15 protein-coding genes are annotated in these 15,559 nt (G+C 76.9%); 5 read left to right on the top strand and 10 right to left on the bottom strand.

Features of this window, described 5'->3' with window-relative positions; translation table 11 throughout:
* Positions 1–61: 61 nt before the first annotated feature.
* Entirely contained in the window at positions 62–1,270 is a 1,209-nt protein-coding gene (locus ABFY03_RS30100) for a low temperature requirement protein A (protein WP_346171283.1), read from the top strand.
* A 94-nt stretch (positions 1,271–1,364) separates the two neighbouring features.
* On the opposite strand, the gene ABFY03_RS30095 is transcribed toward ABFY03_RS30100, so the two are convergent.
* The 5 genes from ABFY03_RS30095 to ABFY03_RS30075 all read right to left on the bottom strand — a co-directional run bounded on the left by ABFY03_RS30095 (position 1,365) and on the right by ABFY03_RS30075 (position 6,219).
* Positions 1,365–1,532 (bottom strand): hypothetical protein, encoded by a 168-nt coding sequence (locus ABFY03_RS30095; protein ID WP_319013291.1) that lies wholly within the window; start codon positions 1,530–1,532, stop codon positions 1,365–1,367.
* A 59-nt stretch (positions 1,533–1,591) separates the two neighbouring features.
* Entirely contained in the window at positions 1,592–1,975 is a 384-nt protein-coding gene (locus ABFY03_RS30090; protein WP_319013292.1) for a hypothetical protein, read from the bottom strand.
* Between the two features lie 77 nt (positions 1,976–2,052).
* Positions 2,053–3,468 carry an amino acid permease gene (locus ABFY03_RS30085; protein WP_346171282.1) on the bottom strand — a complete coding sequence of 472 codons (1,416 nt, stop codon included), beginning with the start codon at positions 3,466–3,468 and terminating at the stop codon, positions 2,053–2,055.
* Positions 3,469–3,551: 83 nt separating this feature from the next.
* The gene (locus ABFY03_RS30080; protein WP_346171281.1) at positions 3,552–5,714 is read right to left on the bottom strand and encodes a phage holin family protein; all 2,163 of its coding nucleotides are present in this window, start codon (positions 5,712–5,714) and stop codon (positions 3,552–3,554) included.
* A 100-nt stretch (positions 5,715–5,814) separates the two neighbouring features.
* Positions 5,815–6,219, bottom strand: coding sequence for a recombinase family protein (locus ABFY03_RS30075; RefSeq protein ID WP_346171280.1), 405 nt, complete (start codon positions 6,217–6,219; stop codon positions 5,815–5,817).
* A gap of 90 nt (positions 6,220–6,309) precedes the next feature.
* On the opposite strand from ABFY03_RS30075, the gene ABFY03_RS30070 reads away from it, so the two are divergent.
* Together ABFY03_RS30070 and ABFY03_RS30065 are read left to right on the top strand one after the other, a co-directional pair.
* The gene (locus ABFY03_RS30070; protein ID WP_319013296.1) at positions 6,310–7,089 is read left to right on the top strand and encodes an MBL fold metallo-hydrolase; all 780 of its coding nucleotides are present in this window, start codon (positions 6,310–6,312) and stop codon (positions 7,087–7,089) included.
* Positions 7,086–7,763 (top strand): DedA family protein, encoded by a 678-nt coding sequence (locus ABFY03_RS30065; RefSeq protein WP_319013297.1) that lies wholly within the window; start codon positions 7,086–7,088, stop codon positions 7,761–7,763. The genes ABFY03_RS30070 and ABFY03_RS30065 overlap by 4 nt, the downstream gene beginning before the upstream one ends.
* Here the strand turns inward: ABFY03_RS30065 and ABFY03_RS30060 are convergent.
* From ABFY03_RS30060 to ABFY03_RS30050, 3 genes are all read right to left on the bottom strand, one after another.
* Positions 7,743–8,780 (bottom strand): MBL fold metallo-hydrolase, encoded by a 1,038-nt coding sequence (locus ABFY03_RS30060; protein ID WP_319013298.1) that lies wholly within the window; start codon positions 8,778–8,780, stop codon positions 7,743–7,745. The genes ABFY03_RS30065 and ABFY03_RS30060 overlap by 21 nt on opposite strands.
* Positions 8,777–10,075 carry an aminotransferase class I/II-fold pyridoxal phosphate-dependent enzyme gene (locus ABFY03_RS30055; RefSeq protein WP_319013299.1) on the bottom strand — a complete coding sequence of 433 codons (1,299 nt, stop codon included), beginning with the start codon at positions 10,073–10,075 and terminating at the stop codon, positions 8,777–8,779. The genes ABFY03_RS30060 and ABFY03_RS30055 overlap by 4 nt, the downstream gene beginning before the upstream one ends.
* 67 nt (positions 10,076–10,142) lie before the next feature.
* The gene (locus ABFY03_RS30050; RefSeq protein WP_319013300.1) at positions 10,143–11,339 is read right to left on the bottom strand and encodes a sulfite oxidase; all 1,197 of its coding nucleotides are present in this window, start codon (positions 11,337–11,339) and stop codon (positions 10,143–10,145) included.
* A gap of 390 nt (positions 11,340–11,729) precedes the next feature.
* On the opposite strand from ABFY03_RS30050, the gene ABFY03_RS30045 reads away from it, so the two are divergent.
* Positions 11,730–12,566, top strand: coding sequence for a methyltransferase domain-containing protein (locus ABFY03_RS30045; RefSeq protein WP_346171279.1), 837 nt, complete (start codon positions 11,730–11,732; stop codon positions 12,564–12,566).
* 7 nt (positions 12,567–12,573) lie between these two features.
* Here the strand turns inward: ABFY03_RS30045 and ABFY03_RS30040 are convergent, their stop codons facing one another.
* The gene (locus ABFY03_RS30040) at positions 12,574–14,535 is read right to left on the bottom strand and encodes a DUF5107 domain-containing protein (RefSeq protein ID WP_346171278.1); all 1,962 of its coding nucleotides are present in this window, start codon (positions 14,533–14,535) and stop codon (positions 12,574–12,576) included.
* A gap of 157 nt (positions 14,536–14,692) precedes the next feature.
* Between ABFY03_RS30040 and ABFY03_RS30035 the strand changes: the two genes are divergently transcribed.
* A complete protein-coding gene (locus tag ABFY03_RS30035) occupies positions 14,693–15,028 on the top strand; it encodes a DUF6204 family protein (RefSeq protein ID WP_319013303.1) in 336 nt (111 codons plus the stop codon).
* On the opposite strand, the gene ABFY03_RS30030 is transcribed toward ABFY03_RS30035, so the two are convergent.
* Positions 15,009–15,554 (bottom strand): GNAT family N-acetyltransferase, encoded by a 546-nt coding sequence (locus tag ABFY03_RS30030; RefSeq protein WP_346171277.1) that lies wholly within the window; start codon positions 15,552–15,554, stop codon positions 15,009–15,011. The two genes, ABFY03_RS30035 and ABFY03_RS30030, sit on opposite strands and share 20 nt — an antisense overlap.
* Positions 15,555–15,559 lie beyond the last annotated feature (5 nt).

Here is a 15,559-nt window from a genome sequence, read left to right as displayed (position 1 = left end):
GGCGTGTGTAGGGTGCGCGCCGGGCGGCGCGCGCCGCCCCTGTCACGGGGAGGACACGCGGATGGCGCGGGACAGAGGCCGGGCCGGCCTGGTGGCCACGGGGGACGATCACGCGGTGACGCCCGCCGAGCTCTTCTTCGACCTGGTGTTCGTGTATGCGATCACGCAGGTCACGGCGTTGATGGCGGCGGCGCCGTCGCCGGTGCGGATGGCCGGCGGCATGGTGGTGCTGGCGCTGCTGTGGTGGTGCTGGTGCTGTTTCGCCTGGCTGGGCAATGTCGTCCGGGCCGACTCGGGCGGCCTGTTCGGGGTGCTGGTGACCGTGATGGCGGTCGTGCTGATCGTGTCGTTCGCGGTGCCCGAGGTGTTCGCGGACGCGCCGGGCGGCCTGCCGGCGCCGCTGGTGTTCGTGCTCTGCTACGGGGCGGTACGGGTGCTGCACCTGGTCTCGTACTGGCTGAGCGCGCCCGGGGACGCGGTGCTGCGCCGGACGCTGCGGCGGACCGCGCTGCTGTCGGTGCTGCCGCCGCTGGTGCTGCTGCTGATCGGCTCGGCGTACACGGGCCGGGCGCAACTCCTGCTGTGGCTGGGCGCGGTGGCGGTCGACTACGGCGGGATCTACGTCACGGGTTCGTCGGGGTGGCGGGTCAACTCGCCCGGGCACTTCGCCGAGCGGCACGGCCTGATCGTGATCATCGCGCTGGGCGAGTCGATCGTGGCGATGGGCGTCGGGGTGTCGGGCTTCCCGCTGACGCTCGCGGTGCTGGGCGCGGCGACGGCCGGACTGCTGCTGTCGGCGGCTCTGTGGTGGCTGTACTTCCGGCAGTTGGGCACGGGGGCGGAGCACCGGCTCGCGGCGCTGGACGGCGACGACCGCACCCGCTTCGCCCGGGACGTGTACACCTTCCTGCATCTGCCGCTGGTGGCGGGCGTGGTGCTGTGCGCGCTGGGCATGAAGAAGGTCCTCCAGCAGGTCGCGGACACCGGGCACTACGGGCTCGCGGAGCCGATGCACGGGGTGGTGGCCTGGTCGCTGCCGGGCGGGGTCGGCGTCTTCCTGCTGGGCGCGGCGGCGATCGGGTGGCGGAGCTCGGGGCGGCCGCCGGTGGCGCTGGCGGCCGGCGGGGTGGCCGGGCTGCTCGCGGGGCCGCTGGTGGGGCTCGTGCCGGGGCTGGTGGCGCTGCTGGCGCTGGCCGTGGCGACGACGGGGCTGCTGGCCGTGCACGGGCGCCGGGGCGCGGGCGCGCCGGCCGCCGTCGCGGAGGCGTGACGGCGAAGGCGACGAAGGGGAGCCGGCGGATCGCGGGGGGGGGCGCCGGTCGGCGGCCGCCCGGCGCGGGGCCGGGCGGCCTGACGGGCGCCGGTCAGCGGGCCGGGCTCTCCCGGTGCGGGCGCGGGTCCGAGGGGGCGGGCGCGGGCTCCGGGGCCGGCGCGGGAGCCGGTTCGGACGGGTGCTCGGCGGCGCGGCGGCCACGGGCGGCCTCGGCGCGCAGCAGGGCCTGGAGGACGGCGTACGGGTCGGACGACGGCATGGCGGTGCTCCTCGCGGGTGCGGGGTCGGGTGGGGAAGGGCTGCTGGAGGCGGGGCCTGTCAGCAGCGCATCACCACCGGCCGGCGCGACGGCGGGCGCGGAGCGGGTACGGGGGCGGGAGCGGCGCGCCGGGGGGCGCGGCGGGCCGGGCGGGGGCCGCCGGGTGCGGGGACGGGGCGGACGCGGGTCCGCCGGTGCCGGGTGCGGCCGGGGACCGCGGCCTCGGCGGGCCCCGGTTCGTACGTCTCGCCGGCCGGGTCCGGAGCGGCGGGCGCGCCGGCCGGCCGGGGTTCCGCGGCCGTGCCGGCGCTCTCGCCGGTGAGTGCTCCCGGCGCGGTGACGACGAGGAGGAGTCCGCAGACCAGGAGCAGCAGCCGCCGGACGCGCGCCGGACGGCCCGCCGGGGCGGCGGGCGCGCGGTGCGGCCGGGGTGCGGGGCTCACGGTTATCCGTACTGCCCCGCCGGGCGGGCGGCCCCTCGTCCCGGGCCGGAGATCCGCTCTCCTGGACTACGCGCCCGTCAGGCGGTGCCGGCGGCGCGCCTGCGGGCGGCCATCCAGGCGTAGACGAGGACGCCGGCGAACAGGAAGAGCACGCCCTGGTAGACGGCGGCGTAGCCGGAGCCGGCGACCAGCCAGAGGGAGAAGCCGAAGGCGGCGAGGGCGAGGACGGTGTCGCGGACCAGCCGGGACCGCTGGACCCGGTCGGCCTGCCCGGAGAGCAGGAAGTAGATCTGGGCGGCGGCGGAGAGCAGGTAGGGGACGGTGGCGGTGAAGGTGGTGACGAGGACCAGGATCTCGAAGACGCCGCTCGGGCCCGCCGTGTAGTTGTACACGGTGAGCAGGGAGGCGAGGACGACGGTCACCAGGACGCCGGCGGTGGGCACGCCGCGCCGCTTGACGGTGAAGACCTGCGGGAAGAGGCCGTCGCGGGCGGCGGCGTACGGGGTCTGGGCGCTGAGCAGGGTCCAGCCGTTCAGGGCGCCGACCATCGAGACGAGGGCCATGCAGGCGACGGCGGTGCCGCCCCAGGAGCCGCCGAACATCAGGTTGACGGAGTCGGCGAAGGGGGCGCTGGAGTCGACCAGCGTGTCGTGCGGGACGGTGCCGAAGACGGAGACCATGGTGAGGAGGTAGAGGCCGGCGGCGGCGAGGGTGCCGAGGACGGTGGCGCGGCCGACGTTGCGGCGCGGGTCGCGGACCTCGCCGGCGCTGACGGCGGCGGACTCGACGCCGAGGTAGCTGAAGAGCAGGATCGCGGCGGAGGCGGAGACCGCGCCGAGGGCGCTGTCGTCGCCGGCCCGGAAGGGGCCGAGGTTGGCGCTGTCGAAGAAGAAGAACCCGCCGACGGCGACGAGCAGCAGCGGGACGAACTTGAGCACGGTGGCGACGAGCTGGACGGCGCCGACGTACCGGGTGCCGGCGAGGTTGGCGAGCGCGGGCAGCCACTGGAGGAGCAGGGCGGCGGCGATGGTGGCGGCCGTGGACTGGTGGACGGGGACGAGGACGTCGAGGTAGCCGACGGCGGCGACGGCGAGGGCCGCGTTGGAGACCCAGGCGGTGATCCAGTACGACCAGGCGGCGAGGAAGCCGGCGAAGTCGCCGAACGCCTCGCGGGCGTAGACGTAGGGGCCGCCGGTCTTCGGGTGGCGGCGGGCGAGCTTCCCGAAGACCAGGGCGAGGGCGAGGGCCCCGGCGGTGAGGATGCCGAAGGCGACCAGGCTGATGGTGCCGAAGGGGGCGACCGAGGCGGGGAGGAGGAAGATGCCGCCGCCGATGATGTTGCCCATGACCAGGGCCGTGGCGATCGGCAGGCCGAAGCGCCGGGCGTGGTGTCCGCCGCTCGCGCCGGTGCCGCCGTGCGGGCCGGTGGCCGCGGGGGCGGTCGGGGCCGTGCCGGCCGGGGGAGCGGTCGGGGCCGTGGGGGCCGTGCTCATGGGGTGGTGCGCCTTCCGTCGTGCAGTACCGGACAATCCTCCGGAACCGGACCATGGTCGGGTACGGCGAACACCCGTCCAAATCAGAGGTTTTTGTCCGGCAGAACCCGCCCCTCGACCGGAAGAACTGATTCCGCTCCGGCCCCGGACGGGGAAATCTCCGGAGCCCCCGCCACCCCGTCCACCGGCACCTGCGGACCGTCGGTCTCCCGCAGCCAGCGCCGCAGCACCCGGTGCACGCGCTCCGCGCCCACCAGCTCCTCGCCCTCCGCGACCGGCGGCGACAGCTCCGGCGGAGAGAGCAGGAAGGGGTGCCCCTGCTCGCCGCCGAGCCCGCCGTGCGAGCCGATCTGCTCCTCGAAGGCGTGCACGGTGCCGGTCGCCGGGTCGTACATCGAGTTGACCATCACGTCGGCGACGTGCGGGAAGCCGTTCGTCCGCCGGACCGCGTCCGCCGCGCCCCGGCCGAACACGGCCAGCGGCCCGTCGTCGGCCAGCTCCGCCACCGGCACCTCCACCCCGTCCGCGGCCAGCACCACCGCGCCGTGCTCCGCGCTCGCCACCAGCAGGAAGCCGATCCCCGGATGCTGCGCCAGGGTCCGCAGCAGCGCCGGGTGGCGTCGGTCGATCTCCTCCTTCGTCATCCGGTGCGGCACGTCCGGGAAGGACACCAGGCCCAGGTTCCCGGAGGCGAGCACGACCGGCTCCGACGTCCGGGCCGGCAGCTCCCGCTCGGTCTCCTCACCCGTCTCCACCGGCCGGTGCAGGGCGCTGCGCAGCGCGTCCCGGGCCGCGTCCCGGGCCTCCGCGCCGCTGCGCGTGCGGCCCACCCGGCGCGACACCGGCAGCCCGCAGCCCGCCCGGACCAGGTCCTTCAGCGTCAGCCCGTACGCCCCCTCGAAGGTCTCCCCCGGGCTCTGCCCGTGGTCGGAGAGGAGCACGATCCGGTACGGCCTCGGGGCGTGCTCGGCGACCCGGGCGATCAGGCCGACGGCGCGGTCGAGCCGGCGCAGCACCTGGTCCGTGTCGCGGCCGCGCGGCCCCGAGTGGTGGGCCACCTCGTCGTACGCCACCAGGTCGGCGTAGACGGCGGTCCGGCCGGCGAGCATGTCGCCCAGGACGGCGGCGACCACCACGTCCCGCTCGATCACCGTGGCGAAGGCGCGCACGAAGGGGTACGTGCCGCCGCGCCGGATCCGGGGCGTCTCCCGGCGCAGCCGGGCCCGCACCGACTGGACCACCTCGCGCACCACCTCGTTGACGAAGGAGCCGGCGGTGCGCACGGCGTTGGCCGGGTCGGAGAAGTACGCGAAGTAGCCGACCCGCGAGCGGTTGCGGCGGCCCCGGCGCGCCGCCACCGTCAGGACCAGCGCCACCTGGTCGGCGCCGCCGCTGAAGAGGTTGCCCCGGGAGGCGCCGTCCAGGGTGAGCAGCCCGCCGTCGCCGGTGCGGCGGACCGCCCGGCGCTGGAGCTCCACCGCGCTCGCCGGCCGGTTCGACACCATGAGGCGGCCGGTGTCCTTCTCGTACCAGCGGAAGGCCGGCACGTCCTCGTTGGTGCCGTGCAGGATGCCGAGCTGGCTGGCGCCGGTCTGGCTCGACCAGTCGGTCCGCCAGGGGGTGAGCCGGTGCCCGGCGTCCAGCCAGCCCGCCACCGTGGGCATGAGACCGTCGGCGACGGCAGCCCGCAGCACCTCGTGGCCGACGCCGTCCAACTGGAGGAAGACCGTGCCGGGCGGCGGCGCCGGGACGGTCCGGGGGTCGCGGGGGCGGGTGCGGCCGGTGAGCCGGTAGAGCCGCCGCCGGTACGCCTCGTCGTCCCGCACGGCGAGCGCGGTGGACGTCGCGGACGCCACCGCGGACATCACGGCCGCGACCACGACCGCCGTCTCCGGATCGGCGGCGCCCCGCCCGTCCGGGATCAGCCAGAGCGCGACGAGCAGCAGCGAGCCGTTCAGGAAGAAGACGAGCAGGCCGAGGACGAGCGCCGGGACGAGCAGCAGCGCGCGCACCACCAGCGGCCAGACCAGCGCCGTCAGCAGACCGAACGCGCCGGCCGCCGACGCGGCGGTGAGGGCCGTACGGGTGAGGCTGTCGCCGTCGGCGGACTGCAGCTGGAAGTCGGGCAGCAGTCCGGCGAGCGCGAGCAGCGTGACCGTCGAGACCGCCCACACGGTGAGCACCCGGACGACCGTCCGCCCCGCGGTGCGCCAGCGGTCGGTGCCGCCCCTTCGCCCGTCGCCCACGCCACCCGTCACCTTTCACCCCGACGTCCCCCCACCCTGACACACCTGCCCACGGGCGGCGGGAGGCACGTCGGCCGGGCGCGGGCGGTGTGCCGGGGCGTCAGCTGCCGTCGTAGCCGGCGGTCGGCATGGAGAGCCGGCGGTGGACGGCCGCCCGGGCCGCCGAGTCGTAGGCGGGCGGCGGGGCGTCGGCCGTCTCCACCCGGACGCCCCGGCGGGCGCACTCCGCGCGGAAGGCGGGGACCGAGGTCACGGCGCGGGCCAGGACGCCCTCGTTGGCGGCCACGAAGAGGTCGACCTCGCCGGACTCGACGTCGGCCCACAGCTCGTCGTGGTCGGGCCGGACCCCGTAGAAGAGGAGCTGGCGGGTGAGGACGTACCCCCGTTCGACGGCCCAGCGGGCGCACACCGCGTGCTGGCCGCGGGTGTCGACGAGAAAGGGGTGGGAATCGAGTTCTTCGAGCGGGGTGAGGCTGGCGATCGCCGCGACCCGGACGTCGTTCATGCGCCGACCCTACTGCCCTGCGGTGCCGCACGGGAGGCCCGCCGGGCCTCTACTCTCGACGACAGGGAGCGGACGGTCGAGGAAGGGCGGATGCCGGTGGAGGTCACCTGGTGGGGGCACGCGACCTGCACGGTCGAGGACTCCGGGGTCCGGTTCCTCACCGACCCGCTGTTCGCGCGGCGCCTCGCGCACCTGCGCCGCCGCCGCGGCGCCCCGCCGCCCCCCGAGGCGGCCGTGGCGGAGGCGGTCCTCGTCTCCCATCTGCACTCCGACCACCTGCACCTGCCGTCGCTCGCCCGGCTCGCGCCGGGGACCCGGCTGGTGGTGCCGCGCGGCGCGCCCGACGCCGTGCCGGGGCTGCGCCGGCTGGCCGCGGCGGGGCTGCGGCTGACGGAGGTGGCGGCCGGCGACGAGGTGACGGTGGAGGGCGTGACGGTACGGGCGGTGCCGGCGCTGCACGACGGCCGGCGGCTGCCGTTCGGCCCGCACCGCTCCCCCGCGCTCGGGTACGTCGTCGAGGGCGAGGCCCGGACGTACTTCGCCGGCGACACCGGGCTGTTCGACGCCATGGCGGAGGAGGTCGGGCCGGTGGACGTGGCGCTGCTGCCGGTCGGCGGCTGGGGCCCGTACCTGGGGCACGGGCACCTGGACGCGGGCCGCGCGGCGCAGGCGCTGGCGGCGCTCTCCCCGGCGGCGGCGGTGCCGGTGCACTACGGCACCTACTGGCCGATCGGCCTGGACGGGGTCCGGCCGCACGAGTTCCACGCGCCGGGCGACGAGTTCGTGCGGCAGGCGGCCCGGCTCGCGCCGAAGGTGGCGGTGCACCGGCTGGGGCACGGCGAGCGGGTGCGGCCGGAGGTCGCCCGGTGACGAGTGGAGTGCTCGCCGCCGTCCGCGACCTGCCGCCGGAGTCGACCCAGCAGGCGGTCGGCTATCCGTCGCTGTTCCTGCTGGTGGCGCTGGGCGCGCTGGTGCCGGTGGTGCCGACGGGGGCGATCGTCAGCTCGGCGGCCGTGGTCGCCCTGCACCAGTCGTCGGTGGACTCCCCGTTCCCGCTGCTCTTCGTCTTCCTGGTGGCCTCGGCGGCGGCCTTCCTCGGCGACGTGGCGCTGTACTGGCTGGGGCAGCGGGGCGTCCGGTCGCGGAACGGCTCGCGCTGGCTGGCGGCGCTGCGCGCACGGGCGGCGCCGGACCGCCTGGCGCACGCCCAGGAACGCCTCGACACCCACCAGGTGTCGGTGCTCGTCCTCTCCCGGCTGGTCCCGGCCGGCCGGATCCCGGTGATGCTGGCCTGTCTGCTGGCCCGGATGCCGCTGCGCCGCTTCGCCCGCGGCGACGCGGCGGCCTGTCTGGCCTGGGCGGCGACGTACCAGCTGATCGGCATCCTGGGCGGCTCGCTCTTCCCGGAGCCGTGGCAGGGCGTGGTGGCGGCGGTCGGGCTGACGCTGCTGATCAGCGCGGTGCCGGCGGTCTGGCGGCGGATCCGCGGCGACCGCGGTGACGGAGGCGACCGGCCGGGCGCGCTACGGCACGAGGACGCGTGACCCGCCGACCGGGAGGTCCCACAGGTCCTCGCGGGGCAGTCCGGCCCGTTCCCAGGCGGCCCGGACCCGGGTGAGGGGTTCGAGGACGGGCTCGGAGGAGAGGACGAAGGTGGCCCAGTGCATGGGGGCCATCCGGCGGGCGCCCAGGTCCTGGTGGGCGCGGACCGCCTCCTCCGGGTCGGTGTGGACGTCGCGGAGCCACCAGCGGGGGTCGTACGCGCCGATGGGCAGCAGTGCCAGGTCGATGCCGGGGTGCCGGCGGCCGATCTCGGCGAACCAGTGGCCGTAGCCGGTGTCCCCGGCGAAGTAGATCCGGTGGCCGGCGGGGTCGGTGAGCACCCAGCCGCCCCAGAGGGAGCGGCAGGTGTCGAGGAGGGTCCGCTTGGACCAGTGGTGGGCGGGGACGAAGTCGAAGCGGACGCCGCCGAGCTCGACCGCCTCCCACCAGTCGAGCTCGGTGACGCGGGTGAAGCCGCGGCGGAGGAACCAGCGGCCGAGCCCGGCCGGGACGAGGACCGGGGTGGCGCGCGGGAGGCGCCGGAGGGTCGGGGCGTCGAGGTGGTCGAAGTGGTTGTGGCTGATGACGACCGCGTCGACCGGAGGCAGGTCCTCCCAGCGGACGCCGACCGGGGTGAGCCGCGCCGGGGTGCCGAGGATGCGGCGGGACCAGACGGGGTCGGTGAGGACGGTGAGGCCGCCGAGGCGGACGACCCAGCTGGCGTGCCCGGCCCAGGTGACGGCGACGGTGCCGGGTCCCGCGGGCGGCAGCGGGCCGGCCTCGAAGGGCAGCAGCGGCACGTCCCGCAGCCCCTCCCGCCGGGGGCGTACGGCCCCCTCGCGGGCGAGCCGGGCGAGGGCGCGGACGCCGGGCAGGGGCGCGGTGAGCCGGTCGGCGAAGGTGCGGGGCCACTGGCCGAGCCGGCCGAGCGGCTGGAGCACGGAGGTCGGGAGGGCGGCGGGCGCGGGCCGGTGCGGGGCCTCGGCGGCCGGGGCGGGGCGGGCCGTCCGTTCGGTCATCTGCGGGCTCCGTTCTGCGCGGGGGGCGGCTCGGCGGCGGGCTGCCCGGCGGGGCGGGCTTCGGCGAGGTCGTCGAGCGCGGCGGTCAGCTCGGCCAGGGCCCGCACCGTCTGGGGCAGGTGTTCGGGGGCGCGGGCGGCGAGGGTCTCGGCGCGCTCGGGCGGGGTGACGCCGAGCAGCGGCCCGGTGTCGAGGCGGACGCGCAGCGCGCCGAGTTCGTCGCCGAAGCGGTGGCCGCCGGGGACGGGACGGCCGAGGCGGGCCGTGAGGTACTGCTCCAGCTCCAGCGAGTCGGTGACGCCGCGGGCGGCCAGCCCGGGGCGGAGCGGACCGAGGTCGGCGTAGAGGTGGCGGCCGGCCTGCGGGGGCCGGGCGAGGGCGCCGGCGGCGAGGACGGCGCGGTGCGCGGCGGCGGCGATCCGGCCGTGCGCCGCGGCGGCGCGCAGGGCGGGTACGAAGACGTCCTCGGGCTCGTCGAGGGCGTGGGCGACGGCCGGGGCGACGGGGGCGGGGAGCACCGCGCCGAGCGCGGTGAGGACGTCGAGGGCGCGGGCGCGCGGGTCGCCGTACCGGTCGGCGCGGGCGGCGCCGGTGGGCGGGAAGCGGGCGATCGCGCACGGCCAGGAGGCGGGGACGAGACCGCCGCCGGCGAGGTCGGCCAGGACGGTGACGTCGTCGGGGCACATCTCGGCGGGGCTGACGACGACGGTCTCGCGCGGCCGGTGGAGGGTGTCGCGCCAGGTCTCGTCGCTGATGACGTGGAGGCCCTCGGCGACGGCGGCCTCGCAGCTCTCGCGGACGAGCTCGGGCGGGGCGACGGTGGCGGTGGGGTCGTCGGCGACGGAGAGGAGCAGCACCCGCGGGTCGCCGCCCTCGGCGCGGACCCGGCGGACGGTCTCCAGGAGGGCGTACGGGTCGGGGACGCCGCCGGCCTCCGCGGTGGTGGGCACGTGGTACGCGGGCCGGCCCAGGAGCCGGATCTGCGGGGTCCACCAGGCGGGGCACGGCCGGGGCAGCAGTACGTCGCCGCCGTGGGCGGCGAGGAGGGCGAGGAGCAGGGCGGGGGCGCCTGGGGCGGCGAGGGAGTCCTCGGCGTGGCCGCGCAGGCCGCGCCGCCACCAGTAGCCGGCGGCGGCCTCGCGCAGGACCGCGCCGCCGCCGGGCGGTTCGGGGTCGGTCCGGCCGGCGGCCGCCGCGAGGAGGGCGGCGAGCTCCGGGGGCACGGGCCGGCCGCTCTCGGGCACGGGAGGTCCGTAGCGCACCGGGCCGCGGCCTTCCGGAGCCGTCTCCCGCATGTCCCGTACCTCCTGAGCGCACGGGGGCGCCGGGCACGGCGTCCCCGTGCCCTTTATAAGTCGGCGCTCAGGCGATCGCGACCGGGTGACGGACGATCGCGTCGAAGAGGTAGCCCTGGGTGTTGTGGACGGCCCGGTCGGGCTGGACGTTCCCGGCGGCGTCGGTGGTGCGGGAGAGCAGGGTGACGGGCCCGGTGCGCTCCGGCCGCCACGGCGCCGACCAGCGGACCCAGGCACCGCGCCGGGGGCCGTCGTGGAGCCGGGCGGGGCGCCAGGTGGCGCCGCCGTCGGTGGAGACGTCGACGGAGCGGACGGGTGCGTGGGCGGACCAGGCGCGGCCGGTCAGCCGGTGGACGCGGCCGGCCTCCAGGGTGGCGCCGAAGGGCAGCTGGTAGCCGGACTTGAGGGTCTGCCGGGTGAGCGGGGCACTGCCGCCGGGCGGGTGGGCCTCGCCGAGGAGCCGGTACCAGTCGGTGGACCAGGGGCTGGTGAGCGGGCGGGTGGAGACCTCGATGTCGCCGAGCCACTTGACGGATGCGATGCCGACCCAGTCGGGCACGATGAGCCGGACGGGGTGCCCGTGGTCGTACGGGAGCGGCTCGCCGTTCATCTCGTACGCGAGGATCACGTCGTCCAGCGCCTTGGCGACGGGCAGCGGACGGCGGACCCGGCCGTGGTCGGTGCCGCCCGAGACGTAGGGGGCGTCGAGGCCGCGCGGCATCAGGTCGACGGCGTCGTGGGCGAGTCCGGCGCGGCGCAGCACCTCGCCGAGGCGGACGCCGCGCCAGCGGGCGGCGCCGACGGCGCCGAGGGTCCAGGCGGTGCCGGAGACGGCCTGGCCCTGCTGGGTTGCGTACAGGCTGCGGGCGTTCCCGGCGCATTCGACGAGGGCCGTCCGGGTGACGGAGGGCAGATCGCGGAGGTGTCCGTAGGTGAAGTGGACGGGCGAGCGGCCGTGGAGTCCGTCGCCCCAGAGGGTGAGCCGCCAGTCCTGGGCGTCGAGGACGGGGGTGGTGGTGTGGTTGCGGACGAAGAAGCGGTCGGCGGGGGTGAGGAAGCCGGTGTCGCCGAAGGCGTCGAAGCGGGCTTCGGCGTTGGTGCCGCGGACGGTGAAGTACTGCTCGGGGAGCGGCTTGACGATGCCCGGGGCTGCTGCGGGGGCGGCCGACGCGGGGGTGGGGGAGCCGCCGAGCGCGGCCGCGAACGGGGCTGCGGCGAGGCCCTTGAGGAGCGTACGGCGGACGGGCGCGGGCGGGTTCGGCACGGGACTCCTCGGCACGGTCACGGGGCGGGCCGCCGGACGGCGGCGGGCCGATCGTAGGCGTGCGCGGGGCGGCCGAGCCGGTTTCCGGCCGCCCGTTCACGAGGCTGTCACAGGAGGCCCGGCGCGGGCCGCGGGCCGGGAGTGGAGAGGGGGCGGAGCGCGGCGGCGGCCCGGTCTCCCCCCTGGGTCCGGGCCGCCTCCGCGGGCACGCGCCCCCGTTGCGCGTCCCCCCGAGGGGAAACATATAGAAGTCCTTTCTAGAAACCAACTCCAGTCCGGAATTCCCTGCTCCCGACCCCTCTTCTGTCCACATCCCAAGACACCCGTCTCACCATGCGTCAGATGGCCCTACGGTGGAGGCCCGTACCCACACCAGAGGGAGTCGGTTCCATGACGCACGCCTCCGAGCGGACCCAGGCCCGCGAGACCGCCGTCTACACCCACGGCCACCACGAGTCGGTGCTCCGCTCGCACACCTGGCGCACCGCAGCCAACTCGGCGGCCTACCTGCTGGGCGAACTGCGCCCGGGGCTCGACGTGCTGGACGTGGGCTGCGGGCCCGGCACCATCACCGCCGACCTGGCCGCGCTGGTCGCCCCGGGGCGGGTCACCGCCGTCGACAGCGCCGAGGACGTCCTCGGCAAGGCGCGGGCGGCGGCACGCGAACGCGGCCTGGAGAAGGTGGAGTTCGCCGTCGCCGACGTGCACGCCCTGGACTTCCCCGACGACTCCTTCGACGTCGTCCACGCCCACCAGGTGCTCCAGCACGTGGGCGACCCGGTGCGGGCGCTGCGCGAGATGCGCCGGGTGTGCCGGCCGGGCGGGATCGTGGCCGCCCGGGACAGCGACTACGGCGCCTTCACCTGGTACCCCGAACGGTCCGCGCTGGACGGCTGGCTGGACCTGTACCACCGGGTGGCGCGCGCCAACGGCGGCGAACCGGACGCCGGACGGCGGCTGTTCGCCTGGGCCCGGGAGGCCGGCTTCGCCGACGTCGCCGCCTCGGGCAGCGTCTGGACCTTCGCGGGACCCGAGGAGCGGGCCTGGTGGAGCGGCCTGTGGGCGGACCGCACGACCGGCTCGTCCTACGCGGACCTGGCGGTCGAGGGCGGCCACGCCACCCGCGCCGAGCTGGCGGAGGTCGCCGCCGCCTGGCGCGAGTGGGGCACCCAGGAGGACGCCTGGTTCATGGTGCCGCACGGCGAGGTCCTGTGCCGCGTCCCCTGACGCGCGATCAGGGCCGCATGCGGAACGCGTAGGCGGCCGGCAGCGGTTCGTCGGTGAGCCGGGACCAGAGGTCGCCGAGGATCTCGGCGCCCTCGCGCAGGTCGGGCACCTCGAAGCCCTCGTCGAAGACGGCCCGGGCCTCGTCCGGGCGCCGCTCGGCGAGGAGGATCCGGGCCTCCAGGAGCCGGAACGCGCCCCGGGCGCGCACCTCCTCCGGCAGCGCTCGCCACAGCGCGCGGGCGCGCTCGGGCCGCGCGGCGGCCAGCTGGGCGTCGACCGCCTCGCGGGTCAGCGCGGCGGCCACGGTGACGGCGGCCGGCCCGTCCACCGTCCCGTCCAGCTCCCCGCACGCCTCGGCGAAGCGGTGGGCGGCCCGCTCCGGATGCCCCTCCTCCCGGTCGGCGACGGCCAGGCAGTACAGCAGCGGCCAGCGGACCACCGCCCCCGCCAGGCCCCGCTCCCAGCTGCGGACGGCCTGCGCGCGGTCGCCGGCGTGCCACTGGGCGATGCCGAGGTGGTACTCGGTGGACGGGTCGGCGGGCGCGGTCTCCAGCATGTCCCGCCAGGCCGGGCCGACCTGCGGCGGCAGCGGCGGGTCGCCCTTCGCGGGCGGCGGCAGGACGCCGGTGCGCAGCAGCTCCCGCCACGGCTCCTGCTCGGGGCCGAGCGTCGCCTCGGGGAAGGGGGTGCCCGGGAGGGCGTGGCCGGCGCGCAGCACTTCGAGGGCTCCCCAGCCGGAGCCGGCCGCCAGGACCGCGTCCGGGGCCGGATCGGTGTCGGCGGCCCCCTCCCGCCAGGCCGTGTGCGCGGCGTCGACGGCGGTACGGGGCAGGGCCAGGTCCAGGGCCCGCTCGGCCTCGGCCCGGGCCGCCGCCCAGTCGGCGCCGAGCGCGGTGGCCGGATCGGCGACCAGCGGCCCGTACGCCTCCAGCCAGCTCAGCTCCGACCCGGGGGCGAGTTCGAGGTGTTCGAGCTGGGTACGGGCGAGGCCGGCCTGGATCTCGGCGTACCCCTCGGTGCCGGGCGCGGTGAGCCATTCCTGCCAGCGGCGGCCGCCGGGTCCGGTGCCCCAGACGAAGAGCTTGCGGCCGCGCAGGCCGTCGGTGGAGGTCTGGACGAGGCCGGTGCCGTCCTCGTCGAGGGCGGCGATCCAGCGCCGTCCGCCGTCCGGCAGGTCGTAGAACCAGTCGCCGGCGTGGGTGCTGTGCCCGGGCCGGGAGCGGTCGGTGCCGTCCTCACCGGCGGGGACGGGGACCCTGCGGAGCCCGCGGTCGTGGCCGTGGTGCCAGGCGGTGTCGGCGGGCGCGAGGATCCGGCGGCGCTCGGGAACGGCGGTGTTGGACCACCAGTAGACCGGGGCGGGCCGCTCGTGCGGATTGCGGACGCGGACGCCGACGAGCAGGAAGTCGGAGCCCTCCGGCAGCCACAGGTCGACCTGGAACGGCAGGTCGCGCAGGCGCTCCCACTCCCAGAGGCGGAGCATCGGGGTGCCGTCCGGGGCGGGGACGGTCGCCGCGTGCAGCGGGGCGCAGGAGAGGGTGGTGTGGCCGGTGGCGCCGGTGTTCCACTCGATGCCGCCGGAGAACCAGGCGCCGTTGAGGGCGAAGGCGGCGGGCTGGAAGACGGGGTTGCGGTAGACGAGTTCGCGGCCGCTGGGCTTGTGGTGGAGGGAGTGGACCCGGCCGCCGAGCCCGGGAAGCACGGTGACCCGCAGCCGGTCGTTCTCCAGGACGAGGGCGTCGAGGGCCCGCTCCGGGCGGTCCCGGCCGTAGCCGTCGCGGACCGGGGCGGGCAGCAGGCTGCGCAGCGGCGCCCGGCCGATGCCCCGCGCCATCTCGCGCGGGAGCGCGGCGAGTTCGGCGGGCCCGAGCGCGTGCGCCGGGCCGGGGGTGCGGAGGGCGGGCAGCGGGTTGTCCGGGCCGAGCGGGGCCGCGGGGAGGGTGAGCACGGCACGTCGTACGGTCGTCATCCGCCCATGGAACACGCCGGGGACCGCCGTGAACAGACCGCGTGACCTGGGCCTTCCGTCGCGCTTAATGCGCGTGCGCCCGGCGCGGGACCCTGCCTAGGGTGGAGGGTCGTCCGCCGCCGTGGCGGGCACCGGGAGCACCACGGGAGTACGAGAGATGGGCACGCCACACACCTACCGGGTCATCGTGCGGGGCACCTTCGACGGGCTGTCGCCCGAGAGCCGTGAGCGGCTGCTCGCCGAGGTGGAGGAGCACGGCCTGACGGCGATGCGCTTCACCGAGGAGGGCTCGCTCACGTACGACCGCGCGCTCAAGCACTTCTCGTACCGGCTGGTCGTCGAGTCGGACGCGGAGGACGGCGACGAGATGGCGGGCGCGCTGGCCGAGGAGCGGGTGGAGGCGGCGCTGGCCGCGCTCGGCCACGGCTACAAGGGGCTGAAGTCCACGGTGACGGACCTCGACACGATGAAGGTCAACCGCAAGGGTCGGTGATCGCCCACCGCTCGTGGTCCCGCCAGGCGCCGTCGATGAAGAGCATCGCCGGCGAGAAGCCCTCCAGTCGGAAGCCGGCGCGGCGGACCAGGGCGCGGGACGGGGCGTTGCCCGGCTGGATGTTGGCTTCGAGCCGGTGCAGCCCCATCGGCCCGAAGGCGTACCCCAGGAGCAGTCCGAGAGCCTCCCCCGTCAGGCCGCGCCCGGCGGCGTGCGCGAAGGCGCCGTAGCCGAGGGCGCCGCTGCGGAAGGCGCCGTGGACGATGTTGTTGATCGTGAGGAAGCCGGCGATCCGCCCGCCCTCCTCGCGCTCGCAGACGAGGAAGCCGGCCCGCGCCGGATCCTCGATCAGCGCGCCCGCGTAGGCGGCGTACGCCTCGGCCGTCCGCGGCGGGAACAGCCACGGCCGGTGCAGCGCGACGCTCTCCTCGGCCCGCGCGGTGAACTCCCCCGCGTCGCCGGACGTGAACGGCCGCAGCCCCACCCGGGGCCCGACCACGAGATAACGCTCAAGATCGCCGGACATGCGTC

This window comes from Streptomyces roseofulvus (genome assembly GCF_039534915.1).
Taxonomy (GTDB): Bacteria; Actinomycetota; Actinomycetes; order Streptomycetales; family Streptomycetaceae; genus Streptomyces; species Streptomyces roseofulvus.
The sequence above is the reverse complement of the archived record's forward strand: the minus strand, read 5'-3'. Positions and strand labels throughout refer to the sequence as shown.